The sequence below is a fragment of the Streptococcus fermentans genome (genome assembly GCF_040888305.1).
Classification (GTDB): domain Bacteria; phylum Bacillota; class Bacilli; order Lactobacillales; family Streptococcaceae; genus Streptococcus; species Streptococcus fermentans.
Genome location: NZ_JBFNFG010000001.1, coordinates 160,593 through 186,226, shown reverse-complemented (window position 1 = coordinate 186,226; position 25,634 = coordinate 160,593). Strand labels below are relative to the sequence as shown.

General features: G+C 38.5%; 29 protein-coding genes and 1 pseudogene. 6 read left to right on the top strand and 24 right to left on the bottom strand.

Annotated elements, in window-relative coordinates; translation table 11 throughout:
* Entirely contained in the window at window positions 1-2,919 is a 2,919-nt protein-coding gene (locus AB2B50_RS00870; protein ID WP_001240982.1) for a Tn3 family transposase, read from the top strand.
* 73 nt (window positions 2,920-2,992) lie between these two features.
* Here AB2B50_RS00870 and AB2B50_RS00865 read toward each other — a convergent pair.
* Window positions 2,993-3,214: pseudogene (locus tag AB2B50_RS00865) on the bottom strand (helix-turn-helix domain-containing protein); the annotation flags it as partial.
* 504 nt (window positions 3,215-3,718) lie between these two features.
* On the opposite strand from AB2B50_RS00865, the gene AB2B50_RS00860 reads away from it, so the two are divergent.
* The 4 genes from AB2B50_RS00860 to AB2B50_RS00840 all read left to right on the top strand — a co-directional run bounded on the left by AB2B50_RS00860 (window position 3,719) and on the right by AB2B50_RS00840 (window position 6,331).
* Window positions 3,719-4,141 carry a sigma-70 family RNA polymerase sigma factor gene (locus AB2B50_RS00860; protein ID WP_000804885.1) on the top strand — a complete coding sequence of 141 codons (423 nt, stop codon included), beginning with the start codon at window positions 3,719-3,721 and terminating at the stop codon, window positions 4,139-4,141.
* Window positions 4,138-4,368: a helix-turn-helix domain-containing protein gene (locus AB2B50_RS00855; protein WP_000857133.1), complete on the top strand. Its 231-nt coding sequence runs from the start codon at window positions 4,138-4,140 to the stop codon at window positions 4,366-4,368. Before AB2B50_RS00860 ends, AB2B50_RS00855 begins: the two co-directional genes overlap by 4 nt.
* A gap of 460 nt (window positions 4,369-4,828) precedes the next feature.
* The gene (locus AB2B50_RS00845; protein WP_000814511.1) at window positions 4,829-5,032 is read left to right on the top strand and encodes an excisionase; all 204 of its coding nucleotides are present in this window, start codon (window positions 4,829-4,831) and stop codon (window positions 5,030-5,032) included.
* Window positions 5,033-5,113: 81 nt separating this feature from the next.
* Entirely contained in the window at window positions 5,114-6,331 is a 1,218-nt protein-coding gene (locus tag AB2B50_RS00840) for a tyrosine-type recombinase/integrase (RefSeq protein WP_001291561.1), read from the top strand.
* Between the two features lie 243 nt (window positions 6,332-6,574).
* Here AB2B50_RS00840 and AB2B50_RS00835 read toward each other — a convergent pair whose 3' ends face one another.
* Window positions 6,575-8,197, bottom strand: coding sequence for a putative polysaccharide biosynthesis protein (locus AB2B50_RS00835; protein ID WP_320692265.1), 1,623 nt, complete (start codon window positions 8,195-8,197; stop codon window positions 6,575-6,577).
* A gap of 103 nt (window positions 8,198-8,300) precedes the next feature.
* Here AB2B50_RS00835 and AB2B50_RS00830 point away from each other — a divergent pair, with 103 nt between their 5' ends.
* Window positions 8,301-9,746 carry a UDP-N-acetylmuramoyl-L-alanyl-D-glutamate--L-lysine ligase gene (locus tag AB2B50_RS00830; protein WP_320693283.1) on the top strand — a complete coding sequence of 482 codons (1,446 nt, stop codon included), beginning with the start codon at window positions 8,301-8,303 and terminating at the stop codon, window positions 9,744-9,746.
* 191 nt (window positions 9,747-9,937) lie between these two features.
* On the opposite strand, the gene AB2B50_RS00825 is transcribed toward AB2B50_RS00830, so the two are convergent.
* From AB2B50_RS00825 to AB2B50_RS00720, 22 genes are all read right to left on the bottom strand, one after another.
* Window positions 9,938-10,588, bottom strand: coding sequence for a DUF1803 domain-containing protein (locus AB2B50_RS00825; RefSeq protein WP_320692266.1), 651 nt, complete (start codon window positions 10,586-10,588; stop codon window positions 9,938-9,940).
* The gene (locus AB2B50_RS00820; RefSeq protein ID WP_061862839.1) at window positions 10,572-11,084 is read right to left on the bottom strand and encodes a YiiX/YebB-like N1pC/P60 family cysteine hydrolase; all 513 of its coding nucleotides are present in this window, start codon (window positions 11,082-11,084) and stop codon (window positions 10,572-10,574) included. Before AB2B50_RS00820 ends, AB2B50_RS00825 begins: the two co-directional genes overlap by 17 nt.
* Window positions 11,085-11,154: 70 nt before the next feature.
* Window positions 11,155-12,090, bottom strand: a complete 936-nt coding sequence (locus AB2B50_RS00815; protein WP_000036039.1) for a manganese-dependent inorganic pyrophosphatase — start codon at window positions 12,088-12,090, stop codon at window positions 11,155-11,157.
* 84 nt (window positions 12,091-12,174) lie between these two features.
* Window positions 12,175-12,459, bottom strand: a complete 285-nt coding sequence (locus AB2B50_RS00810) for a GIY-YIG nuclease family protein (RefSeq protein ID WP_000349620.1) — start codon at window positions 12,457-12,459, stop codon at window positions 12,175-12,177.
* Complete coding sequence (locus tag AB2B50_RS00805) at window positions 12,449-13,195, bottom strand: tRNA1(Val) (adenine(37)-N6)-methyltransferase (RefSeq protein WP_000229054.1); 747 nt, start codon at window positions 13,193-13,195, stop codon at window positions 12,449-12,451. Before AB2B50_RS00805 ends, AB2B50_RS00810 begins: the two co-directional genes overlap by 11 nt.
* A gap of 48 nt (window positions 13,196-13,243) precedes the next feature.
* On the bottom strand, window positions 13,244-13,606 hold the full coding sequence (locus tag AB2B50_RS00800) for a S1 RNA-binding domain-containing protein (protein ID WP_000689622.1): 363 nt from the start codon (window positions 13,604-13,606) through the stop codon (window positions 13,244-13,246).
* A gap of 1 nt (window position 13,607) precedes the next feature.
* Complete coding sequence (locus AB2B50_RS00795; protein WP_075227132.1) at window positions 13,608-15,008, bottom strand: bifunctional Cof-type HAD-IIB family hydrolase/peptidylprolyl isomerase; 1,401 nt, start codon at window positions 15,006-15,008, stop codon at window positions 13,608-13,610.
* A gap of 80 nt (window positions 15,009-15,088) precedes the next feature.
* A complete protein-coding gene (locus AB2B50_RS00790) occupies window positions 15,089-15,592 on the bottom strand; it encodes a GNAT family N-acetyltransferase (RefSeq protein ID WP_061863221.1) in 504 nt (167 codons plus the stop codon).
* Between the two features lie 250 nt (window positions 15,593-15,842).
* Window positions 15,843-16,082: a 30S ribosomal protein S18 gene (gene rpsR / locus AB2B50_RS00785; RefSeq protein WP_000068664.1), complete on the bottom strand. Its 240-nt coding sequence runs from the start codon at window positions 16,080-16,082 to the stop codon at window positions 15,843-15,845.
* 32 nt (window positions 16,083-16,114) lie between these two features.
* The gene (gene ssbA / locus AB2B50_RS00780; RefSeq protein WP_000609604.1) at window positions 16,115-16,585 is read right to left on the bottom strand and encodes a single-stranded DNA-binding protein SsbA; all 471 of its coding nucleotides are present in this window, start codon (window positions 16,583-16,585) and stop codon (window positions 16,115-16,117) included.
* An 11-nt stretch (window positions 16,586-16,596) separates the two neighbouring features.
* Window positions 16,597-16,887: a 30S ribosomal protein S6 gene (gene rpsF, locus AB2B50_RS00775; RefSeq protein ID WP_001151786.1), complete on the bottom strand. Its 291-nt coding sequence runs from the start codon at window positions 16,885-16,887 to the stop codon at window positions 16,597-16,599.
* A 128-nt stretch (window positions 16,888-17,015) separates the two neighbouring features.
* Entirely contained in the window at window positions 17,016-17,672 is a 657-nt protein-coding gene (locus AB2B50_RS00770; protein ID WP_049549357.1) for a CBS domain-containing protein, read from the bottom strand.
* 322 nt (window positions 17,673-17,994) lie between these two features.
* Entirely contained in the window at window positions 17,995-18,705 is a 711-nt protein-coding gene (locus AB2B50_RS00765) for an ABC transporter ATP-binding protein (RefSeq protein ID WP_320692267.1), read from the bottom strand.
* Window positions 18,705-19,469 carry an ABC transporter ATP-binding protein gene (locus tag AB2B50_RS00760; protein WP_075227130.1) on the bottom strand — a complete coding sequence of 255 codons (765 nt, stop codon included), beginning with the start codon at window positions 19,467-19,469 and terminating at the stop codon, window positions 18,705-18,707. The genes AB2B50_RS00765 and AB2B50_RS00760 overlap by 1 nt, the downstream gene beginning before the upstream one ends.
* Window positions 19,469-20,425, bottom strand: coding sequence for a branched-chain amino acid ABC transporter permease (locus AB2B50_RS00755; protein WP_049509416.1), 957 nt, complete (start codon window positions 20,423-20,425; stop codon window positions 19,469-19,471). The genes AB2B50_RS00760 and AB2B50_RS00755 overlap by 1 nt, the downstream gene beginning before the upstream one ends.
* A 3-nt stretch (window positions 20,426-20,428) precedes the next feature.
* Window positions 20,429-21,298 (bottom strand): branched-chain amino acid ABC transporter permease, encoded by an 870-nt coding sequence (locus tag AB2B50_RS00750; RefSeq protein ID WP_000941435.1) that lies wholly within the window; start codon window positions 21,296-21,298, stop codon window positions 20,429-20,431.
* 114 nt (window positions 21,299-21,412) lie between these two features.
* Window positions 21,413-22,573: an ABC transporter substrate-binding protein gene (locus tag AB2B50_RS00745; RefSeq protein ID WP_320692268.1), complete on the bottom strand. Its 1,161-nt coding sequence runs from the start codon at window positions 22,571-22,573 to the stop codon at window positions 21,413-21,415.
* A gap of 88 nt (window positions 22,574-22,661) precedes the next feature.
* A complete protein-coding gene (locus AB2B50_RS00740) occupies window positions 22,662-22,931 on the bottom strand; it encodes a YlbG family protein (RefSeq protein WP_320692269.1) in 270 nt (89 codons plus the stop codon).
* A 75-nt stretch (window positions 22,932-23,006) separates the two neighbouring features.
* Window positions 23,007-23,597 carry an ATP-dependent Clp protease proteolytic subunit ClpP gene (gene clpP / locus AB2B50_RS00735; RefSeq protein WP_000613459.1) on the bottom strand — a complete coding sequence of 197 codons (591 nt, stop codon included), beginning with the start codon at window positions 23,595-23,597 and terminating at the stop codon, window positions 23,007-23,009.
* Window positions 23,598-23,769: 172 nt separating this feature from the next.
* Entirely contained in the window at window positions 23,770-24,399 is a 630-nt protein-coding gene (gene upp, locus AB2B50_RS00730) for a uracil phosphoribosyltransferase (RefSeq protein ID WP_000517029.1), read from the bottom strand.
* Window positions 24,400-24,486: 87 nt separating this feature from the next.
* On the bottom strand, window positions 24,487-24,954 hold the full coding sequence (locus AB2B50_RS00725; protein ID WP_000136981.1) for a deoxycytidylate deaminase: 468 nt from the start codon (window positions 24,952-24,954) through the stop codon (window positions 24,487-24,489).
* An 18-nt stretch (window positions 24,955-24,972) separates the two neighbouring features.
* On the bottom strand, window positions 24,973-25,530 hold the full coding sequence (locus AB2B50_RS00720; RefSeq protein ID WP_311523089.1) for a TetR/AcrR family transcriptional regulator: 558 nt from the start codon (window positions 25,528-25,530) through the stop codon (window positions 24,973-24,975).
* Between the last annotated feature and the right edge of the window lie 104 nt (window positions 25,531-25,634).

Below are 25,634 nucleotides of genomic sequence, written 5' to 3'. Positions count from 1 at the left end.
ATGGCTATGAAAAGAATTTTAACTACTTCACAGCGTGAACAACTTCTTTCTGTAGACCACTTATCAGAAGAGGATTTTAAAGCGTATTTTAGTTTTTCTGATTATGATCTGGAGGTTATTAATCAACACCGTGGAAAGGTCAATAAACTAGGATTTGCGATACAACTTTGTTTGGCCCGGTATCCTGGGTGTTCTTTAAGTAATTGGCCGATTAAATCAACCAGACTAACTTCTTATGTGAGTCGACAGCTCCATCTTGATGCAATTGATTTAAATTCATATGATCATAGAAATACACGTGCAAATCACTTCAACGAGATCTTAGAAGTATTCAACTATCATCGATTCGGTAGTGCTAATACACAAAAACAGTTAATAGAATATTTAATTGAACTAGCTTTAGAAAATGATGACTCTATCTATCTAATGAAAAAAACAATTGATTTCTTAACTCGAAAAAGAATTATTTTTCCATCTATAGCTACACTTGAAGACATTATAAGCCGCTGTCGAGATAAAGCAGAAAACAACTTATTTTCAATATTACTCTGTTCATTAACAGATATACAAATTGAAAAACTAGAGAGTTTGTTTCAAATTTATGAAGAGACGAAAATAACTAAACTCGCTTGGCTAAAAGACATTCCAGGTAAGGCAAATCCAGAAAGCTTTATGAGTATTTGTAAAAAAGTGGAAGTGATTGCTTCCATGGGACTCGGGACAATTAATGTCTCCCATATTAATCGGAACAGGTTTCTTCAGCTAGCTAGACTAGGGGAAAATTATGATGCATATGACTTCTCCCGTTTTGAGCTTGAAAAAAGATACTCTTTACTTATTGCTTTTTTAGTCAATCATCATCAATATCTGATCGATCAACTGATTGAGATTAATGACCGCATTTTAGCAAGTATTAAACGCAAAGGGACACGTGATTCACAAGAACAGTTAAAAGAAAAAGGAAAATTGGCTACTAAAAAATTGGAACATTATGCTTCTTTAATTGATGCTCTTCACTTTGCAAAAGATAATGATAGTAATCCTTTTGACGAAATTGAACGAATCATGCCTTGGGAAGATTTAGTACAAGATGGAGAAGAAGCTAAAAAAATTACAGGTAATAAAAATCATGGCTATTTAGAAATGGTTCGAAATAAAGCTAATTACCTCCGAAGATACACGCCAATGTTATTGAGGACCCTTTCGTTCAAAGCAACTCCGGCAGCAAATCCAGTCCTCATGGCCCTAACTCAACTAACTGATTTACACAATAGTGGTAAAAGAAAAATACCGGCAGATACTTCTACTGATTTTGTGAGTAAAAAATGGAAAAGCCTTGTTCGGCCAGAAGAGGGGAAAATAGATCGGTCTTACTATGAGTTAGTAGCTTTCACCGAGCTAAAGAACAATATTCGATCAGGAGATATTTCAGTTGAAGGAAGTATGATCCATCGAAATATTGATGATTACTTAGTTGATTTATCTGCTTGTATTGATTCAGAAACTATTCCAGACACGTTTGAGGACTATTTAAAGGATCGGGAAATAATTTTAGATTTACAGCTTCAATTTTATTCGACAGTTGATAAGAGAATTTCAAGAGCAAACCTTAAAAAGTTGGAAAAAGTTACACCTAGCGAAGCAGAAATATATAGAAAAAAACTTTATTCAATAATTCCTAAGATAAGGCTTAGTGATCTTTTAATTGAGGTGGACAGTTGGACCAACTTTTCACAAGAATTTAGTCATGATTCTACAGGGAAACCGCCGAGTGAACAAGAAAGAAAAATTATTTTTGCTGCTTTGCTGGGTTTAGGGATGAATATTGGTCTTGAAAAAATGGCCCAATCAACTCCTGGAATTTCTTATTCTCAGTTAGCCAATGCCAAACAATGGCGCTTTTATAAAGAAGCTCTGACTCGTGCTCAATCTGTTTTGGTTAATTATCAGTTAAAGCTTCCTGTTGCAGACTTTTGGGGTGAAGGAAAAACCACTGCTTCAGACGGAATGCGCGTCCCAGTGGGCGTCTCAGCTCTAAAATCCGATGTTAATCCACATTACAAAAGTATGGAAAAAGGAGCTACAATGATTCGATCAATAAATGATAGGCATACGACTCATCATATCGAGGTTGCTTCAACTAATACAAGGGAAGCTACTCATACCCTTGATGGCCTACTTTATCATGAAACAGATCTAGATATTGAGGAACATTTTACTGATACAAATGGGTATTCTGATCAGGTGTTTGGAATGACCGCATTACTAGGCTTTGATTTTGAACCTCGCATCAGAAATATAAAAAAATCACAATTATTTTCTATCAAATCACCTTCCTACTACCCTAACTTATCAGAAGATATAAGCGGAAAAATCAATGTAAAAATTATTGAAGAAAACTATGATGAAATTAAACGAATCGCCTATTCGATTCAAACAGGAAAAGTATCTAGTTCTTTACTATTAGGAAAGCTAGGCTCATACGCACGTAAGAATAGAGTAGCTCTTGCACTGAGAGAACTAGGTCGCATTGAAAAGAGCATTTTTATGATAGATTATATTACAGATAGTGAGCTACGGCGAAGGATCACTCATGGACTAAATAAGACAGAAGCGATTAATGCTTTAGCTAGAGAACTATTTTTTGGGCGACGCGGAAAATTTATGGAGCGCGATATTCGCCGACAACTTCAAAGTGCTAGTGCGCTTAATGTGTTAATAAATGCAATAAGTATATGGAACGCCGTCTACTTACAAGCAGCTTATAATTATCTCGTCAAAATAGATCCCGAAGTAACTAAGTATATGAAGCATGTATCTCCTATTAATTGGGAGCATATCACTTTTCTTGGAGAGTATAAATTTGACTTGTTATCTATTCCTAAACACTTAAGAGAATTGAATATAAAAAATAAATAGGCCTTGAAACATTGGTTTAGTGGGAATTTGTACCCCTTATCGATACAAATTCCCACTAAGCGCTCGGGACCCCAGGTAAGAAAAATTCATCAACGGAAACATGAAGTAACGATACAAGGTCATAAAGAACTTGTATGCTGGGGTGTTGCCCTTTATTTTCAATATTAGTTAAGTACCGTGGGTCAATTTCAATCAATGCTCCCACTTGTTCACGAGTTAAACCTCGTTTCAATCGAGCTTCTTTAATGGCTAAACCAAAGGCTCTAAAATCATATTTATCTTCTTTTTTACGCATAGTAGACCACCTCTATACATTTTATTGTTCCTACTGAATTAAAAACAGGTATAGAAAAACGTGTTATATGGTTTATAGGTTTATATTTAATAAAAAGCACTACTAAACGCCAATAAAAAAAACCGTTATATGGTAGTGCTATTTACGCTGTTAAAATATTGTATATTACTTCCAAATGGCGGTTTGTTGGAGGTCAACGTCGCCATGAAGTACATCATATACAATAAATTTCCTTACATTGGGTTCTTGTCAAAAAAAGTCGTCTATCTGCAATAGATAAGTACGTCCACCAATGTGGTTTTATAAATCATATAGATAGAATAACAGAAGCATGTAAACAGAGAAATAAATCTGTTTATATGCTTTTTTGGCTATTCAGAACTTTTTTACAAAGTTTATTTATCAGTAATGCAACAAATCCCCCTTTCACATTGGGACTAAGAGTGAAAGGAGATAAACGAGCAAGGCTCACTTCCTTTCCTAGACAGAAAGGGGGTGAGAAACATGAAACCATCTTCTTTTCAGACCACAATAGAAAATCAGTTTGACTATATCTGTAAACGTGCTATGGAAGACGAGCGAAAGAATTATATGCTTTATCTTTCAAGGATTGCAAAGCGTGAGGTGTCCTTTTCGGATGTTGGCGATTATCTTGTTAGCCAGTTTGCGACAACAGATAACTATTCAACTGACTTTCAGATTTTTACACTCAATGGGTTATCAGTAGGCGTTGAAAATGATTTGTTGAGTGAAGCATTACGTGAGTTGCCAGACAAGAAACGTGAAATTCTACTGCTGTTTTACTTTATGGACATGAGCGATTCAGAAATTGCAGACCTGTTGAAATTGAACCGTTCTACTGTCTATCGGCATAGAACCAGTGGACTAGCCTTAATTAAAAAGTTTATGGAGGAATTTGAAGAATGAAAACACAATATCCTATGATTCCCTTTCCTCTCATTGTAAAGGCAACAGATGGCGATACCGAAGCGATTAACCAGATTCTACATCATTACAGAGGGTACATAACGAAGCGTTCCCTACGACTTATGAAAGATGAATATGGCAATCAAAGTATGGTCGTTGATGAAGTCTTACGTGGAAGAATGGAAACCAGACTGATTACAAAGATTTTGTCATTTGAAATTAAGTAATATCCTCTCTCCTTTCGTGGAAGCGTGCTAAACCATTCCACGCTTCCCGAACAGGGAGGTTTGTTATTCCACCAAAGCATATTGAGCTTTCAATGTGTTTTGATAGGCTAACGAGCCATTGTTCTTTGAAAACTGAATAAAAGTAATCGAATACGTTTCGATAAGAAAAGAGCCAACGGAACTAACCGCCATGACCTATCTTATAAAGATAGCGAGCGATTCATGTTAGTGATCCGAGAAGCAATCTTTAGCAGGATTGCCTGCAACGACATTCTTATCGTGATAATGATACTCCCATACAGTCAATAGTCCGAGCGTGATAAAACCGTCGCAGGCAATGAGTATGGCTACATGAGAACCATGCAGGGGTGGAACTCCCGTGAGCTTTGCTAAAGCTGTTCGATTGCTGGTAAAACAACTTTTATGAAATCCAAATAAGTGATTTGGAAAGGAGGATTTTATGAAGCAGACTGACATTCCTATTTGGGAACGTTATACCCTAACCATTGAAGAAGCGTCAAAATATTTTCGTATTGGCGAAAACAAGCTACGACGCTTGGCAGAGGAAAATAAAAATGCAAATTGGCTGATTATGAATGGCAATCGTATTCAGATTAAACGAAAACAATTTGAAAAAATTATAGATACATTGGACGCAATCTAGCGTCGCCAAAGGGTCTTGTATATGATAAAATAGTATTAAGTCGTATCAAGGCTCTTTCCATAAAGGAAAGGAGCAAATGCCATGTCAGAAAAAAGACGTGACAATAAAGGTCGAATCTTAAAGACTGGAGAGAGCCAACGAAAAGACGGAAGATACTTATACAAATATATAGATTCATTTGGAGAACCGCAATTTGTTTACTCGTGGAAACTTGTGGCTACAGACCGAGTACCAGCAGGAAAGCGTGATTGTATCTCACTTAGAGAGAAAATCGCAGAGTTACAGAAAGACATTCATGATGGTATTGATGTTGTAGGAAAGAAAATGACACTCTGCCAGCTTTACGCAAAACAGAACGCTCAAAGACCAAAGGTTAGAAAAAACACTGAAACTGGACGCAAATATCTTATGGATATTTTGAAGAAAGACAAGTTAGGTGTAAGAAGTATTGACAGTATTAAGCCATCAGACGCTAAAGAATGGGCTATTAGAATGAGTGAAAATGGTTATGCTTATCAAACCATCAATAACTACAAACGTTCTTTAAAGGCTTCATTCTATATTGCTATACAAGATGATTGTGTTCGGAAGAATCCATTTGACTTTCAACTGAAAGCAGTTCTTGATGATGATACTGTCCCTAAGACCGTACTAACAGAAGAACAGGAAGAAAAACTGTTAGCCTTTGCAAAAGCTGATAAAACCTACAGCAAAAATTATGATGAAATTCTGATACTCTTAAAAACAGGTCTTCGTATTTCAGAGTTTGGTGGTTTGACACTTCCAGATTTAGATTTTGAGAATCGTCTTGTCAATATAGACCATCAGCTATTGAGAGATACTGAAATTGGGTACTACATTGAAACACCAAAGACCAAAAGTGGCGAACGTCAAGTTCCTATGGTTGAAGAAGCCTATCAAGCATTTAAGCGAGTGTTAGCGAATCGAAAGAATGATAAGCGTGTTGAGATTGATGGATATAGTGATTTCCTCTTTCTTAATAGAAAGAACTATCCAAAAGTGGCAAGTGATTACAACGGCATGATGAAAGGTCTTGTTAAGAAATACAATAAGTATAACGAGGATAAATTGCCACACATCACTCCACATAGTTTGCGACATACATTCTGTACCAACTATGCAAATGCAGGAATGAATCCAAAGGCATTACAGTACATTATGGGACATGCTAATATAGCCATGACGCTGAACTATTACGCACATGCAACATTCGATTCTGCAATGGCAGAAATGAAACGCTTGAATAAAGAGAAGCAACAGGAGCGTCTTGTTGCTTAGTAGTACAAATGAATTTACTACTTATTTACCACTTCTGACAGCTAAGACATGAGGAAATATGCAAAGAAACGTGAAGTATCTTCCTACAGTAAAAATACTCGAAAGCACATAGAATAAGGCTTTACGAGCATTTAAGAAAATATAAAAAGATAATTAGAAATTTATACTTTGTTTCAGTTAAAAATGAACAATTTAAACTTTTTTCTCTTAAAAGTTCAAACTGTTCATTTTATTTATAAAGCATTATGATAATTTTAATCGTGCTCGTAACTGGTCAGCTTTTGCCTGTCCAATAACCTTATCTAAGAGACGAGTATAGAGACTCATGAATCCGTAGAGTCCACCACCGATAGCACCAATTAGAGCGACATAAATGAAACTCCAGAAACGTCCAGTTGGTTGGAAGACAAATCCTATCATCCATTGTAAGAAGCCTACCAGAATAAACATGACAAGAGTTAAAATAGTCACTAGGATGGTTCGTTTAAGGATGATCTTTCGACGAACTCCTGTAATCTGACAGATTTCGCGATACATTAAAACAATTGGAATGATAAGACCGATGGTCGTTGAAATGAGAGGACCATAACTATGAAAAAGCGCTATTGATGGTATTTGTAAGACGAGCTTGGCAATTGAGCCATAAACAAAATACAAGACTGCCTTGCGGTTACGAAACATAGCCTGAAGCATTGGTGACAAGACCATGTACAAACCTAGGATTGTTGATTGCAAGACTGCAAAGACAAACAAGCCCATAGCCAAACTATCTGGCTTACCGTAAAAGACTGTATAGAGTGGTTCACCTACCATGACTACTCCAACCGTTGCAGGTAAGAGGAATAGGAAAAGCATGGTAATACTATCTTGCACTAAACGAGAAGCTGCTGGCAAATCCCCCTTGACATAGTTCTCAGTTAAAAGTGGTAATCCTACACTACCAATCGAAACTCCAACAGAAATGAGAATCATGGTGATTTTATTAGGATTGGCAGAGAAATAAGAAAACATGACAACTAAATCTTCATTATTGTAGTTGGTAAACCACTTCATGATATTGATAAAGGTCATTTGGTCCAAAATTTGGAAAAGCTGAATAGCTGAACCTGTTATGATAAAAGGAATAGCTTCCTTAATGGTATCAACCAAGAGACCTTTACTATCAATCTTATCTCGGGTTTCAAAGACTTTTCGAAGCATTCCTTCTTTATAGAGGAAATAAAGCAAGACAGCAAAGCTAGCTACCATTCCCACAAAGGCCGCAAAGGTAGACTGGGTGACTGCTGCTAGATAGTCTCCCGAACCAAGCTTCATGATGATAAAGGTTGCTAAGAGCATCCAAATAACTCGGATAACTTGCTCAGCAATTTGACTCATGGCATAAGGCTTGAGATTATTCATCCCTTGGAAAAATCCACGGATAACACTCATAGACGGGAAAATCAAGACAGCCCAAGCTAGACTCTGCATAATGGGAATCAAGTCCTTACCGACACCCGAAAGATCTGCCAACCAAGGTGCAAAGAGATATAAGATCAAAGCAAAGACAAGTCCAAGCCCAGTCATAAAGCCTAGGAAACTCCGAATCAAAGCAAAACTATGCTCTTCTTCTTTCATGGTGTTATACTTGGCAACCTGCTTAGCGACTGCAACAGGGATACCTGCTGTCGAAATCAACAAGAACCAAGCATAGATATTGTAACCCATAGTAAAGAGACCATTAGCCTTAGCAGCATAAGTCCCCATCCAGATATACCAAGGGATGATGTAAATGGCCCCGAGCAGGCGACTGATAAAGTTACTAGCCGTTAGCCAGGCAGTTCCACGTAACATCTGGGCCTGCTGATGATTATTTTCGTTAGACATAACTTCCTCATTCAATTTTAATAACGGAAATGTTCCTTATCTTCCATTATAAACTTTTCCTTGTTACTTGTAAAATTCAGACTTTCGGTTTACAATAGAAAGTATGATAAAGATTGAAACTATATTAGATATTTTAAAGAAAGATGGTCTCTTCCGTGAGATTATCGACCAAGGACATTACCACTACAACTACAACGATGTTATTTTTGACAGCATCAGTTACGATAGCCGAACAACCAAAGAAAATACTCTATTTTTTGCAAAAGGAGCTGCCTTTAAAAAAGAATATCTATTTTCAGCTATCGCACAAGGGCTTGGTTGGTACGTGGCTGAGCAGGATTATGAAGTTGGTATTCCTGTTATTGTTGTTAACAATATCAAAAAGGCCATGAGTTTGATTGCCATGGAATTTTATGGCAACCCTCAGGAGAAACTGAAAGTCCTTGCTTTCACTGGCACTAAAGGAAAAACAACAGCGGCTTACTTTGCCTATCATATCTTGTCCCAACGCTACCCAACAGCCCTCTTGTCGACAATGAATACAACTTTAGATGGCAAGACTTTCTTCAAATCTTCCTTCTCAACACCTGAAAATATCGACCTCTTTGATATGATGGCTCAAGCGGTTAAAAATGGTAGAACCCATCTGGTAATGGAAGTTTCCAGCCAAGCTTATCTGGTAAATCGAGTATATGGTTTAACTTTCGACGTGGGAGTTTTTCTCAACATCACACCAGACCATATTGGTCCTATTGAGCATCCAACCTTTGAAGACTACTTCTACCACAAGCGCCTCTTGATGAAAAATAGCCGAGCAGTTGTCATTAATAGCGATATGGACTACTTCTCTGTTCTGAAAGAACAAGTTGAGAACCAAGAGCATGACTTCTACGGTAGCCAGTCAAATAACCAGATCGAAAACTCCAAAGCCTTTAGCTTCTCAGCTACTGGTAAATTAGCAGGAGACTATGATATCCAGTTGATTGGACATTTCAACCAAGAAAACGCAGTCGCTGCAGGACTTGCCTGTCTTCGTTTAGGTGCTAGTCTTGAAGATATCAAAAAAGGGATTGCGTCTACTCGCGTCCCTGGCCGTATGGAAGTTCTCACTCAGAAAAATGGCGCAAAAGTTTTCATTGACTACGCCCACAATGGTGACAGTCTTAAAAAACTAATCTCAGTTGTTGAAACACATCAGACTGGAAAAATTGCTCTAGTTCTTGGTTCAACTGGAAACAAGGGAGAAAGCCGTCGTAAGGACTTTGGACTTCTTCTCAATCAGCACCCTGAAATTCAAGTCTTTCTAACGGCTGATGATCCAAATCACGAAGATCCAATGGCTATTGCAGATGAAATCAGTAGCTATATCCATCATCCTGTTGAAAAGATTGCTGACCGTGAGCAAGCTATCAAGGCTGCGATGTCTGTTACAGATCAAGAACTGGATGCTGTCATTATCGCTGGTAAAGGAGCTGACTGCTACCAAATCATCCAAGGTAAGAAAGAAGACTATCCAGGTGATGCAGCCATCGCTGAACGTTATCTATAGTATATTTAAAAAGAGGCTGGGACAAAAGTCCTAGCCTCTCAATTGTATTTGGATTGTCGAGCAAGACGCAGTGGTTGAGTGGGCTCTACTACGCTGATTTCAGCAGCTTTTACAGCCCTACTCAACTGTGCGGAGGTGGGCCGACGAAATCGAATTCTAACGAATTACCGATTTCTGTCCCACTCTCTCTTCTATTTTTTTCTAAAGATGAATCTCTCTTTATCAAATTCTACAACCAACTCATATTTCCCATCTTCATTTTGAACGATGTAACCTAATAAGACTAAACTATCAACAAAGATATCACGGCGTTTCTGCATGAGTTGATCTTTCTTTAGAAACTTGAGCAAAAAAGTAGTCATATACTTAAGGGCATACTCAGGGTTGACATCTCCTAAAATTCCATAGAGCGCCTGCTGTTCTTCCGTCAAAGGATACTGATGCTTAACCTTATAAAAATAATTAGACAGTGTCATCTTTTCTCTTGCAAAATCGGTATATTCTTTTAAAATTGCTGCATTGGTTTGATTGCGCAATTCGGTCTGAAAATGTTTCCCCAGGATTTCTTGATAGATTTGACTATCATCACTCACATAAACTTCCTGGTCTAGTTCAAGAGATTCTGTAGACTTTAGAAAAGGGAGATTGAGATAATAGCGTTTATTTTCTCTCAAAATCAAACCCGCTTTAATGTATTCCTCCAAATACTTGTCAACTGCGACCTCTGGAAACTGAGCCTTGATTTCACGGAGGATAACATCATCATGCTGATCAAGATAGTCTACCAAATTTCTAAAGAATGGTTGTCGCGTCAAACGAGATGGATTAAAAATCTGAATCATGAAGATTCCTTTCTTTACAAACTAAAAGTGGTGATGCTGCTAATTGACTCGGGTTAGTGCCAGGCTGATTCAGAGGTACAGGAAGCCCCAACTCTCGATAATATTCTCTCCAGAAATCACTGATTTCCTGTGTATCATCACCAAACTTCATGGGAATGGGCTCAAAAATAGGGAGGATTTCTGCTACAAACTGGGAGCAATAGAAACCATCTCCATCTGGGTAAAAAGAAGCATTGTAGGGAGCCCCTAAAAGACTCTCTGCTCGCTTTTTGACCTCTATACAATCAATCTGCTCATAGTGATAAAGGTCATATACTTTCCCGTGTTCAAAGAATTCCTCAGGAGACTGAGCAAGGACACCACCTTCTACCGTGGCGTGATAGACCTGTCCGTCCAAAAAGATAGCCACGTGACTGTAGTTACCAGTAGATTCCTGGATGGCCTGTCCTATATCCGAATCATCTTTCACAAAAATCAAATTGCCATTTTCTAACATACTTCTCTCCTAGCAAAAAAGGAGCCTCGACTCCTTTTTAACAATGGGTATCCCCATTTTTATATTACAATTAAGCATTAAAGCTTTCAGTCAATTGTGGTACCACTTGTTTCTTACGTGAAACGGCACCTGGAAGGAAAGCATGGTTGTTTTCAAGTTTGAAGTTAAAGGCTGCTTCTACCTTGTCCATATTAGCACCAAGAGCCAAAATTTCTGAGTTTGAGTTAACGATATCTGTGATCATCAAGACAAAGTCAGAGTAGCCATTTGCTGTATTTGCGGCTTGGATGGCTGCTTCGATTTCAGCTTGGCGTTCCAAGACTTCAGCAATATCAACTGTATTCACTTGGGCAACACGTACGTTGTTACCGTTGAGTTCAAAAGTCTTTGCATCGATGTCGATCAATTCTTCTGCTGACTTGCTTGCCAAATTTGTACCAGCTTTGAGCATTGCAAGACCGTATTCTTCCAAGTTCACACCAGCCAATTCAGCCAATTCAGGCGCAATCACTTTATCAGATGGGTGTGTTGTTGGAGATTTCAAAAGAAGGGTATCTGAAATCAAACCTGATAGCATCAAACCTGCAATTTCTTTTGGAACAGCTACACCGTGTTCTTTGAACATACGGTAAACGATAGAAGATGCTGATCCAACTGGTTCCAAACGCATGTAAAGTGGGCTGGCAGTTTCAAAGTTAGCCACACGGTGGTGGTCCACAACACCATAAACTTCAACTTCAGCAATATCTGAAACTGATTGTTGGAATTCATTGTGGTCAGTTAAGATGACTTGTTCTGCACCTTCTGCTTTAGCTGATGTGATTACGCGCGGTGCTTCTACACCAAAATAGTTCAAGACGAAAGCTGTTTCTTCATTTGGAGTTCCTAGAGCCACTGCTTCTGTATCCAAACCATAAGCTTCTTTTGCAAGATAGGCAAAGGCTACAGATGACCCGATGGCATCTGAATCTGGATTTTGGTGACCAAATACTAGAATCTTAGACATGATTATACCTCGTTTCTTTATTCACTCTATTGTAGCATTTTTTTCAATTTTTGACAAAAGTAAGGGGAGTCAAAGAACTCCCCTCTACTCTTCAAAATGACTGATTAAATTTTTTTCTTGGTTTTCAGATAAAAATCTTTCCTTCTGTGGCCTCTTCTTACGTTTTAGAAGCGCTTCGGCTGACATGGCTTCTTCTTTACTATCGAAACCTTCTACATAGATAAGTTTTACTGGCAACCGAGCTCGTGTATATTTTGCTCCTTTACCGCTATTGTGAACGGCGATTCTTTTTTTGACATCCGTTGTATAGCCAGTATAGTAGGTACCATCACAACACTCTACCACATACATGTAAGCCTTATGATCCATAGTAAATCTCTTGAATTTCTGGAGTATAGGAACCATCATCATTATGAACAATGAGTGGTGGCAGAACCTTAAAACCACTAGTGGAGCCGTCCTTGATAGCCTCGATCAAAAGCATATTGGCTTCTTTCTCCCGTTTAGGGTAAACAAATTGCAGACGCTTTGGAGCTAGATTATGCTGTTGAAGCGTATCTAAAATATCTAACAATCTATCTGGACGATGAACCATGGCTAAACGCCCATTGGATTTGAGAATACTTTGGGCACTACGGCAGATTTCCTTAAGATTGGTCGTAATTTCGTGCCGAGCCAACAAATAGTGCTCACTCTCGTTCAGATTAGAATTTGGGTCCACCTTAAAATAGGGAGGGTTGCATAAAATCAAATCAACCTTACTCCCCTGAATGTAAGCAGGCATATTTTTCAAATCATCACAAATGACCTGCATCTGTTCTTCTAAGCCATTTAATCGGACTGACCGGTCTGCCATATCCGCCAATCGTTCCTGGATTTCAACAGACAGAATTTTCGCCTTAGTACGACTACTGGCAAAAAGTCCAACAGCTCCATTACCCGCACAAAAATCCACTATCAAGCCATTTTTAGGAAAGCGAGGAAAGCGTGACAAAAGTACACTATCCACCGAATAGCTGAAAACCTCTCTATTTTGAATAATCTTGATATCTGTAGAAAAGAGCTGATTGATTCTCTCTCCTGATTTTAATAATTCTTCTACCATACTTCTATTATAACAAACTATATTAACATTTCAAGAGAGAAAAATCAATTAAGACTTTTTCTTATTTAGATTAGAGATAGCTTCCTTGGTCCAGATAGGCATCATGCGAGCCAAAGGAGCAAATCCGTATTTGACACGGTCACTTGAAAAACGTCTCCGTCTCGGTAATTGATGTTTCTCTTCTTCCAAAGTCCGAATAGAAAGACTTGCTTTCCCTGTATATTCGTCCAAATCGACAACCTGGACTTGAACTTCTTCACCGATTTTCAGTACATCATAGATATTCTCAATAAATCCTGTACGAATTTCAGAAATATGAATCAAGCCCGTGATACCAGTCTCTAACTCCACAAAGGCTCCATAAGACTGAATCCCTGTAATTCGCCCTGTTAGCTTATCACCTATTTTCATTTTAGTCCTCGATTTCAATCGTTTCGATGACGACATCTTCAACTGGTTTGTCCATTACACCTGTTTCTACACCTGCAATTGCATCCAGAACTTCATAAGAAGCTTCATCCGCAAGCTGTCCAAAAACTGTGTGACGACGATCAAGGTGAGGAGTTCCACCTTGATCCGCATAAATTTCCGCAATTGGTTCTGGCCAACCACCACGAGCAATTTCTTTCTTAGAATATGGCAAGTGTTGATTTTGCACGATAAAGAACTGGCTACCATTTGTATTTGGCCCAGCATTAGCCATAGAAAGGGCTCCACGGACATTGTAAAGTTCTTCTGAAAACTCATCCTCAAAAGATTCTCCATAGATTGACTCGCCACCCATACCAGTTCCAGTTGGGTCTCCACCTTGAATCATAAAGTCCTTGATAATACGATGGAAAATGACACCATCATAGTAACCATCTTTAGACAGAGCAATAAAGTTGGCAACTGTTTTTGGTGCATGCTCAGGGAAAAGCTTAATACGCAAGTCTCCATGATTTGTCTTAATAGTCGCAATCGGACCTTCTACTGCTTCAATGTCTACTTGTGGAAACTGTAATTCTTTTTCTACCATACCAAATCCTTCTAAGGCATCGAAAATGCCATCCTCTTCTAATGTTTTTGTAATATAATCTGCTTTTTCTTTGATTTTGTCATGAGAAACACCCATAGCGACACTAATGCCTGCATAATCAAAGAGCTCTAAATCGTTAAGTCCGTCCCCAAAAACCATCACGTTCTCAGGTTTAAGACCTAAATGTTCTACAACTTTTGCTACACCAGCTGCTTTTGAACCTGAAATTGGTACCACATCTGACGAATGTTCATGCCAGCGTACCATACGCAAAGTCGATGCTAAACTTTCAGGCAAAGTCAGGTCATCTCCCTGATCCTCAAAAGTCCACATCTGATAGATGTCTTCTTTTTCATAAAAATCTGGATCTACATCTAAGTCGGGATAAATTGGATCAATGGCCTCACTAATCAACTCAGTTCTAGTGGAGAGTTTAGCAGTATGACTACCAACTAAACCATAGTCAATCCCCACTTCCTTAGTCCAAGCAATATAGCTTTCAACCTTATCTTTAGAGATTTTGTTACTATCAATCACATTGCCTTTTTTATCCTCAATATAGGCACCATTCAGAGTAACAAAAAAGTCATGTTTAAGCTCGCGAATCTCTGGCACGACACCGAAAATCCCACGACCAGTCGCAATCCCAGTCAAAATACCTTTTTCACGTAATTGTTGAAATACTGTTGGAATTGCGGTTGGGATAAAACCAGTCTTTGAGTCTCTCAAAGTATCATCAATATCAAAAAAAACAATCTTTATCTTTTTCGCCTTATATCTTAATTTCGCATCCATCTCATTACCTCCTTCAATTCACTCTTTCCATTATACCATAAAGTAGAGGAATCCCACATCCCCAATAAAATCCTTGTCTCTTATCCGAATTCCTTTACTAGATACAAAACCAAATCATCATTATTTTGGCTAGTTGCATTCATTTCTAAGGGTTGATTTCGATACCAGACACCTGTCCCATCTGGAATGTAGCCCCGTCTGATATACAATCTCTGGGCAGGGCCATAGCCTAAGTGCAAACCTACACCAAGAGTGACCTTACTCGAAACAAACTTGACTCGTTTTTCTGCTTCTTCTAGCAGTTGATTCCCAATCCCTTGATTTCGAAAAGGCTCAAACACATTAAAATCTGATAATTCTGGATAGACTTCTGCAAAAGGACCATGTTTAGCAGAGGGCAAAATGGTAACGTAGCCCGCTACAACACCATCAATCTCTGCAACTAAGACTTCTCTCTCCCCACTTTCCTGTTCCAGAAAATATCTAGCCAAAATTTCCTCTCTACCAGACCAACCTTGATTCATAAATCCATGAGATAAGGATTCAATATCAGACTTAATCATATTTCTAATCGTACAATTCATCTTTGACTTACCCATCTTTACTCTTTCTATTACCATTATAGCACGCCAAGATCAGAAAAAAACTATCTCGTGAAAAAAGACCCGTTGGGGTCCTAATTTGCTTCCTTATTTTCAATCTCATGAAAAAGAGGTCCACTGAACCCAAACTCGCTCTCTCATTTCAAATCTCGTGAAAAAAAGACCCGTCGGGGTCTTAATTCGCTTTCTTGTTTTCAAGCTCATGAAAAAGAGGTCCACTGGACCCCTTTTTTTAATCTTCGTTTACGAAAGGCATCAAAGCCATTACGCGAGCGCGTTTGATAGCTGTTGTTACTTTACGTTGGTTTTTAGCTGAAGTTCCAGTTACACGACGAGGAAGGATTTTCCCACGTTCTGAAACGAAACGGCTAAGAAGCTCAGTATCTTTGTAATCAACATATTCAATTTTGTTTGCTGCGATGTAATCAACTTTTTTACGGCGTTTGAATCCGCCACGACGTTGTTGAGCCATGTTTTTTTCTCCTTTATAGTATTAATTGTCCATTAGAATGGTAAATCATCATCTGAAATATCCAAAGGATTTGTTGTTCCGAATGGATTTTCATCACGTGAAAAGTCAGGCACTGATTGAGTAGGTGCTGAATAGTTTGAACTTGGTGCAGAATAAGCTCCACCAGTATGTCCTTCACGCACACTACGGCTTTCCAACATTTGGAAATTCTCAGCCACGACTTCCGTCACGTAGACACGTTGTCCTTGCTGGTTATCGTAACTACGAGTCTGAATACGGCCTGTCACCCCGATAAGTGAGCCTTTTTTAGCCCAATTAGCAAGATTTTCAGCCTGTTGGCGCCACATAACGACATTGATAAAATCAGCCTCACGTTCGCCATTTTGACTCTTAAATGTACGGTTTACTGCAAGAGTAAAAGTCGCAACTGCTACATTTGATGGGGTATAACGCAACTCAGCGTCACGAGTCATACGCCCTACAAGTACAACATTGTTAATCATAATCTACCTTCTTACGCGTCAGTTTTGACAATCATGTGACGAAGAATGTCAGCGTTGATTTTTGAAAGACGGTCAAACTCTTTAAGAGCTGCATCATCATTTGCTTCAACGTTAACGATGTGGTAAAGTCCTTCGCGGAAATCTTGGATTTCGTATGCAAGACGACGTTTTTCCCATGTTTTTGATTCAACAACAGTTGCACCGTTGTCAGTCAAGATAGAGTCAAAACGTGCTACCAAAGCGTTTTTCGCTTCTTCTTCAATGTTTGGACGAATGATATAAAGAATTTCGTATTTAGCCATTGATATGTTCCTCCTTTTGGTCTAATGACCCCAAGACTTTGCAAGGGGTAAGTGAGGTTTGCTCACAATAAATTATTATACTAGAAAAAAATTTTTTTCGCAAGTAAAAAATGCTTCTATTTTATTTTTTACAGTTTTTTTGCAGAAGTTTGTGTAATTTCTTCAACCTGAATATTCTCAGATTCAAATTTCTGTTTAAAGGTAGCTAGATCAACCGTTCCCTCAATTTGAACTTCGATAACAATCTTACCATCTTTACGTGGAATATTAACAGTATGAGAGATATTAAGATTTTCCTCAACGATTAAAGAAACAATCTTACCAAGTACCCCAACTTCATTTTCTGTGATAAAACGAACACGGATTCCCTCTTCGCCATAACCAGAAATTTCAAGAAATGCTCTGAATACATCACGGTCAGTAATAACACCATAGACTTGTTCGTTATCAATAACTGGCAAGATTCCAATCTTATTTTTCAGCATAAGATAGGTTGCATCTTCCAAACTTGCATAACCGGAGACAGTTACAACATTACGAATCATGACGTCTTTTACTTTTGTTTTATTAAGCAAGTAATTCATCTCAAAGATTGAAAGACTCGTTGCTTTTGATGGACTGGCTTCAGCAATTGTTCCTTCTGTTACTAGACCAACTAATTTATCATTTTCAATAACAGGAAGACGATGCAAACCTTGTTCGCGCATCAAGTCTGCTGCATGTGCTACAGTCGTATCTGGGCTAATATATACGACCTTTCGTGTCATAAAATCTTTAACTGCCATAGGAACTCTCCTTTATGTTTATAGCTTTATTATACACTTTTTACGAAAATCAATCAAACGCTTTCATCTCTTTTTCAAGATTCTGAAAACTCTGAAATACTATAAAAAGAGCCCTATATTAGGGCCCTCAATCTTATGATTATGTAATTTGTTTGGCAATCTTTCCCGCCGACTAAGATAATCTTTACCCGCCGACTAAAACAATCCACTGGTTCTGATGATTACCAAGCAATCTCTATCCGCCGACTAAAAAGGTCCCCCGGACTAATGTGGATTGCTTTGCAATCTTTATCTGCCGACTAAAACAATCCACTGGATTGTTTTAGCCACCTAGATATGCTTTTCTGACTTCGTCTGATGCTGCGAGCTCTTTACCTGTTCCTGATAGGACAATCTTTCCTGTTTCAAGAACATAGCCTCGATCTGCGATGGAAAGTGCCTTATTGGCATTTTGCTCGATCAAAAGAACGGTCGTACCTTGTTTTTGAATATCTTGGATGATATCAAAAATTTCTTGGATAAAAATTGGAGCAAGCCCCATTGATGGTTCATCTAAGAGAAGAAGTTTAGGCGTTGACATAAGCGCACGTCCCATAGCAAGCATCTGCTGTTCACCACCTGATAGAGTAGCTGCATCTTGGTTTTTACGTTCTTCTAAACGCGGGAAACGTGAAAATACTTTTTTCAGATTTGCTTGATTTTCTTCACGATTTTTCTTAAGGAAGGCTCCCATTTCCAAGTTTTCCATAACTGTCAAACCAGGGAAGACGTGACGTCCTTCTGGTACTTGAGAAAGTCCTGATGCCACAATTTTTTGTGCAGGCATCTTTTGGATTTCTTGTCCCAAAAATTCAATTCGACCAGAACTTGGACGAACAAGGCCTGATAAGGTACGAAGGATGGTTGTTTTACCAGCACCGTTTGCACCGATAAGGGAAACAACTTCCCCTTCATTTACTTCAAAGCTCACATCACGTACAGCTTGAATCATACCATAGTGTACTGAGAGGTTTTCAACTTTTAACATAGACATTAGGCTTCACCTCCAAGATAAGCTTCGATAACACGTTTATTACTCTTGATTTCATCTGGTGTCCCGTGAGCAATCAAACGACCGTACTCAAGAACATAGATACGCTCCGTAACTTCCATAACCAAGTTCATATCATGTTCAATCAGCATGATAGTAATCTTGAATTCATCCTTAATACGACGAATCAACTCAGTCAATTCTGCAGTTTCTTGTGGATTCATACCCGCTGCAGGCTCATCCAAGAAGAGGATTTTAGGTTCTGTAGCAAGAGCACGAACAATCTCTAAGCGACGTTGTTGACCATAGGCTAAATTTTTAGCTAGAGTTTCAGCATCTCCATCCAAATCAAAGATTTTTAGTAATTCTAAGGCTTTAGCTTTCAATTCTTTTTCATTTTTATAAAAAGCTGGTAAGCGCAAGAAACTTGCAAAAACATGTTGTTTATGATGGTTACTAAATGCAATCAGAACGTTATCCAAAACTGTCAAGTCTTTAAAGAGGCGGATGTTTTGGAAGGTACGCCCTAAACCAAGAGCAGCAATTTTATAGGGTTGCTTGCCATTTAACAAGTGGCCATCCAAGGTTACTGTTCCTTCGCTTGGTTCATAAACTCCAGTCAGCAAGTTGAAAAGAGTTGTTTTCCCAGCACCATTCGGTCCAATCAAACCAACAAGTTCACCTTCGTTCAATTCGAGAGTGACGTCCCCAACGGCTGTCAGACCACCAAAATGTTTGGTTAAATTTTTTACTTCAAGCAATGCCATTAGTTTTGTCCCTCCTTCTTACCTTTTTTAAAGAGACGTGATAGGCTCAATTCCCAAGTCCCAAGAAGACCACCTGGTCTGAAGATCATAACGAGTACTAAGGCCAAAGCATAGATAATCATACGAACGCTGGCCACATCTTGAAGGAGCATGTTCAAGATTCCAAGCACGATTGCAGCAACAATTGCCCCTGTAATGGATCCTAAACCACCAAATACAACGATAATCAATACATTGATAGAGTTGATGAACGTATAATCTTTTGGTACGACTGATCCGATAAATCCTGACTGAAGAGTACCAGCGATACTTGCAGTAACAGCACCAAAAACAAAAGCGATGATTTTAATTTTTGTAGTATTTACCCCTACTGACTCAGCAGCAATCTCATCTTCACGAACAGATAAAGTTAAACGCCCGATAGGACTACGAAGGAAATTGAGAGTAGCAATCGTTGTAATCACAGCAAAGAAATATACCATTTGCCAAGTTGTAAAGTTAGGAATCCCCAAAATACCAGCAGCACCGTTTGTAAGGCTTCCACCATTAATAATGAAGATACGAATAATTTCAGCAACACCAAGTGTCGCAACCGCAAGATAATCCCCTTTCAAACGTAGGGTAGGAATTCCAACGACCAAGGCAACCAGACCAGCAATGATTGCACCGAGCAACATAGCTCCAAAGAATGCACCATAGGTTGGAGATTTTGATCCGATAATGGCTGCTGCATAGGCACCAATAGCCATAAATCCAGCATGTCCAAGTGAAAACTGACCAGAGAACCCAACGATAAGGTTAAGACCTACTGCTAGAATAATGTTGATACCGATTTGTTCAATAATCTGAATATGGAAAAGGTTCAAGACTCCTATAGAAACCAATAGGCTAATCAAACCATATCCAAGCAACAAAAGGAATAACCATAGAATATTAACTTTTAAATTTTCTTTCATTGTTTACACCTTCTCTTTCACATTCTTACCGAGGATACCAGCTGGGCGAACAATCAAGATTAAGAGTAAGATTCCATACACGATGGCATCACGGAAATCTGACATTCCGAAGGCGGTAGCAAATGTCTCCAAAAGACCAATAACAAAGCCACCCAGAGCTGCACCAGGGATAATTCCGATACCACCAAGAACGGCAGCCACGAATGATTTTATACCTGGAGTCATTCCCATCAATGGTTCAAGAGAGTTATAGTAAAGTGCAATCAAGACACCCGCTGCACCAGCTAGAGCTGAACCCAATGCAAAGGTAAAACTGATTGTACGGTTCACGTTAATCCCCATCAGCTGAGCAGCATCACTATCTACAGAAACGGCACGCATGGCTTTCCCCATCTTGGTTTTTTGTACGATGAGTTGTAGAAGAACCATCAAAACAAGTGAGACAGTCAAAATCAACAATTGAATATTTGTTAAACTAATTGGTCCCAAGTCATAACGAACTGTTTGGATTGCTTGAGGGAAGGCACGTGTATTGGCGCCTACCAGATAGACCATCCCATACTCCAGTAAGAAGGAAACCCCGATGGCTGTAATCAATACAGAGATACGAGTTGAATGACGTAATGGACGATAAGCAAGAAACTCAATGATAACACCGAGAATTGCAGTACCGATCATCGATAAGATCAAGGCAACAAAGAAATTTAATTGCAAGGAATTAATCAAGAAATAACCCATGAAAGCACCCATCATGTAAATATCACCATGAGCAAAGTTAATGAGCTTGATAATTCCATAAACCATAGTATAACCTAGGGCTAGTAGTGCATAGACACTACCCAAGATTAGACCATTGACAAGTTGTTGAAGCATATGGTTCACTCTTTCTAATTATTATTTTTAGGATTTTTTTAAAAAAATAATCCTTTCATAAATACTGAAACAGGGAGTGAGTAAAAGCTCATTCCCCATTTACAATATCTATAATTATGGTTTTACGACTTCTGCCGCTTCTACTTTACCATTATTCATGGTCATCATGAAGGCTGTTTTCACAGTGTTGTGATCTGCATCAAAGCTTGTTTGACCTGTAACACCTTCGAAGTTTTGTGTTTTAGCAAGATTGTTCTTGATATCAACTGAAGTTTTTGCACCTTTTGCTGCATTAGCTACAAGGTAAACTGAGTCATAAGCAAGAGCTGCAAATGTTGAAGGATCTTCGTTGTATTTTGCACGGTAAGCTTCAAGGAAGGCTTTTGCCTTATCTGAAACCTCTACAGTAGTTGAGAAACCTGAGATGAAGTAGATATTTGATGCACGTTCGGCTGTTGCTTGTTGAACAAATTCTGCACCGTTGAATCCATCACCACCGATGATTGGTTTATCAATTCCCATACCACGAGCTTGGTTTACAATCTTACCAGCTTCTGTATAGTAACCTGGCAATACGATTGCATCAAAGTCTTTATCTTTGATTTTTGTCAAAGCTGCTTGGAAGTCAGTGTCACCTGATACAAATGTTTCATCTGCTACGATTTCGCCTGAGAATGAATCACGGAATGATTTTGCAATTCCTTTAGCATAGTCACTTGAGTTATCTGTATATAAGACTACTTTCTTAGCGTTCAACTTGTTTGTAACATAGTTAGAAATGATTTTCCCTTGGAAGCTATCTTGGAATGTTCCGATGAAAAGGAAATCTTGACCTTTTGTCAAACCATCTTGAGTAGCACTTGGAGAAATCAATGGAACTCCAGCTTGTGTAGCATTTGCTACTGCTGCTGCAGTTGCACCTGAAGTTGCAGGTCCTACGATAGCTGCTACTTTAGATTGAGTAACAAGGTTTGTTGAAACTGAAGCAGCTTCAGCAGTTTCAGATTTGTTATCTTTGTCTACTACTTCGATTTGTTTTCCATCGATACCACCTGCTGCGTTAATTTCATCAACTGCAAGTTGAGCACCCTTCTGCTCAGATGTACCGTAAGAGGCTACAGCACCAGTTTCTTCAAAGTTGAAACCAATTTTAACGACTTTCTCATCCACTGGGTTACCAGTTGAGTTTGAAGCTCCTGACTTTACTTCTCCACAAGCTGCTAAAACAGCCACACTTGCAAGAGCTACAAGTGACAAGACAAATTTTTTCTTCATGTTTATCTCCTTTTAATTACTTAATTTAAATTACATGTTAAGAATATACCGAATTATCAGAAAATTGTCAACACATTTATCTAAATTTTTACATGATAACGTTTTCGTTATTTCTGTAGAGACTACCAACAAAGGGAGTTTCCAATTCTTGGATATGACATCGTCTCACTTTTTTGACAAATTTCTCTTTTCCTAAACGGCTAACCAGTTCTTCCACTTCTTCTGTTGGGACATAAAGTTGCAGATAACGGTGTTTTTTAGAGTGGTAACAAATATCACCATAATTATCGAGTTTTTTTGCATCACGATTATAGTATAGGTAGATAATCAGACCAGACCGATTCTCTTTTTGAAACATATTACAACTTCCTTCTAAAAATCTTCTTACTATTATATCAAAAAAAGCAAACTCAGTCGAGTTTGCTTCAAAAGATTAATTCAAAGAATTATTAGCCATGATTTCATCAATGAAACCATATTCAAGTGTTTCTTGAGCGCTCATCCAGTAATCACGTTCAGCATCTGCATGGATTTGCTCAACTGATTTACCAGAATTATCTGCAAGAATTTGCTCCAAAGTTTTACGAGTTTTAAGCAAGTGTTCAGCAGCAATGGCCATATCTGTTTGCTGTGTACCACCACCTGTACCACCCATCGGTTGGTGAATCATGTACTCGGCATTTGGAAGCATAAAACGCTTGCCTTTTGCTCCACTTGAAGCAATGATTGTTCCCATTGAAGCAGCCATCCCCATAACAATGGTTTGGACATCTGCCTTGATAAAGTTCATAGTATCAACGATTGCCAAACCAGCTGATACAGAACCACCTGGAGTATTTACATAAAGGTAGATATCTTTTGTACTATCTTGGGCATCCAAGAAAAGCAATTGGGCGATAACTGAATTGGCCATATTGTCTTCGACTGGTCCAGTCAACATAATGATACGATCTTTTAAAAGACGTGAGTAAATGTCATATGAACGTTCTCCACGACTTGTTTGTTCAATAACTACAGGAATCATTCATTTCTCCTTCTGATTTCTAAATTTCCTAGTCAAGCGACTTGATACAGGACTATTATATCTTTTTGGTCAAAAAAGGTCAAATTTTTGCTCTATCCTAAAAACAGACACAAAAATTCAACCTCCTTTCTAGACTAAAACTAATGAACAGTTTTAGGGTAAGCTTAGAATTTTACTTAGTTCCGAACAAACGGTCTCCAGCGTCACCAAGACCTGGAACGATATAGCCATGTTCGTTCAAGCGTTCATCCAAAGCTGCTGTAAAGATTTCTACATCTGGGTGAGCTTCTTGAAGAGCTTTTACACCTTCTGGAGCAGATACAAGGCAGACAAATTTGATGTTTGATGCTCCACGTTTTTTGAGGGAATCAACAGCCAAGATTGCAGAACCACCTGTTGCAAGCATAGGGTCAACCACAAAAATTTGACGTTGGTCGATATCTTCAGGTAATTTAACCAAGTATTCTACTGGTTGAAGAGTTTCTTCATCACGGTACATACCAATATGTCCAACTTTGGCTGCTGGAACCAAGCTCAATAGCCCATCGACCATCCCAATACCTGCACGCAAGATTGGAACAATTGCCAATTTTTTACCAGCCAATTGTTTTTGGACTGTTTTTGTGATAGGTGTTTCGATTTCAACGTCTTCAAGCGGAAGATCACGAAGTACTTCATATCCCATCAACATAGCAATTTCATCTACTAACTCACGAAAAGCTTTTGTAGAAGTGTCTGTACGACGCAAGATTGACAATTTGTGTTGAATGAGTGGATGATTAATGACTTCAAGTTTTCCCATTTTCTGAATTCCTTCTTTCAATTTATTCTTCTTATTATATCAAAAAATGGTTTAAAAATCCTTCTAAACCATCTTTTTTTTAAATTTTTAAATCAAGTTAGCTTCTTGAAGAGCTGCTTGTACTGTCTCAAGTGGTAAATGGGTCAACTCAGTCCCTTTTTCACGATAGAGATACTGGGCGTAGTCGTCCATACGGTACTGGTTAATATAAACGACACGTTCACAACCTACCTGGAGTAATTGCTTGGTGCAGTTGAGACAAGGAAAATGTGTAACGTAAGCTGTAAATCCTTTTGGAACGCCACGTTCGGCTCCTTGTAAAATAGCATTAACCTCAGCATGAAGAGTGCGGACACAGTGGCCCTCAATCACCAAACAGTCATGGTCAATACAATGCTCCGTTCCTGATACAGAGCCATTATAACCTGTTGAAATCACCTTATTATCCTTGACTAAAACAGCTCCTACCTTGGCGCGTTTACAGGTTGAACGATTGGCAATCAATAGGGCTTGAGCAGCAAAATACTCATCCCAAGCCAGTCTTTTTTCTGTCATAACTTCTCTCCTCCTGATCTATTTTTTGAAAAATGGTAGGCGTAAATCTGCAATTTTTTCAGCAGGAACCTTCATTCCATCCTTGATCCATTTTAGCAAAACTGATACGATGGCAGAACTCCAAAAAGAATGCAGATAAGAGCTGACTCCTTTTGATTTTCCATAGTATTTTTCTAAAAACTCTTGCATGGCTTGCACAAAGATTTTTTCCAAGTGGTAGTCCAAGGCAAGCTGAATAATCTTGGCTTCTTTTCTGGCTTCACGAAAGAGATGAACCCAAACCAGATAGAGATCCGTTTTGACATCGTAATGACTCAGCTGCTCCATGATATTATGGACACTGCGTTTAAAGACGCTTTCTAAAATCTCTTCTTTGGAGTCATAGTTTCGATAAAAAGCTGCACGGGAGACCCCAGCTCTTTTTACCAATTCGGAAATGCTAATCTTTGTCAACTCCTTTTTCTCCAAAAGTTGCAAGAGAGCTGTTTCGATAGCTTCTCTGGTCAGTAAATTGGATTCTTTGTTTGATTTTCTGAGATTTTCAAGTGAATTTTCAGAAATTCTTCGTTCGGCCATAACACTTCCTTTCTACTTGTGACAACAGAGTGACGAGACTTTTGTTTTAAGATTTTTCATGATATAATTGTAAAAAAAGACAGAACCTTTGTCAATGTATAAGT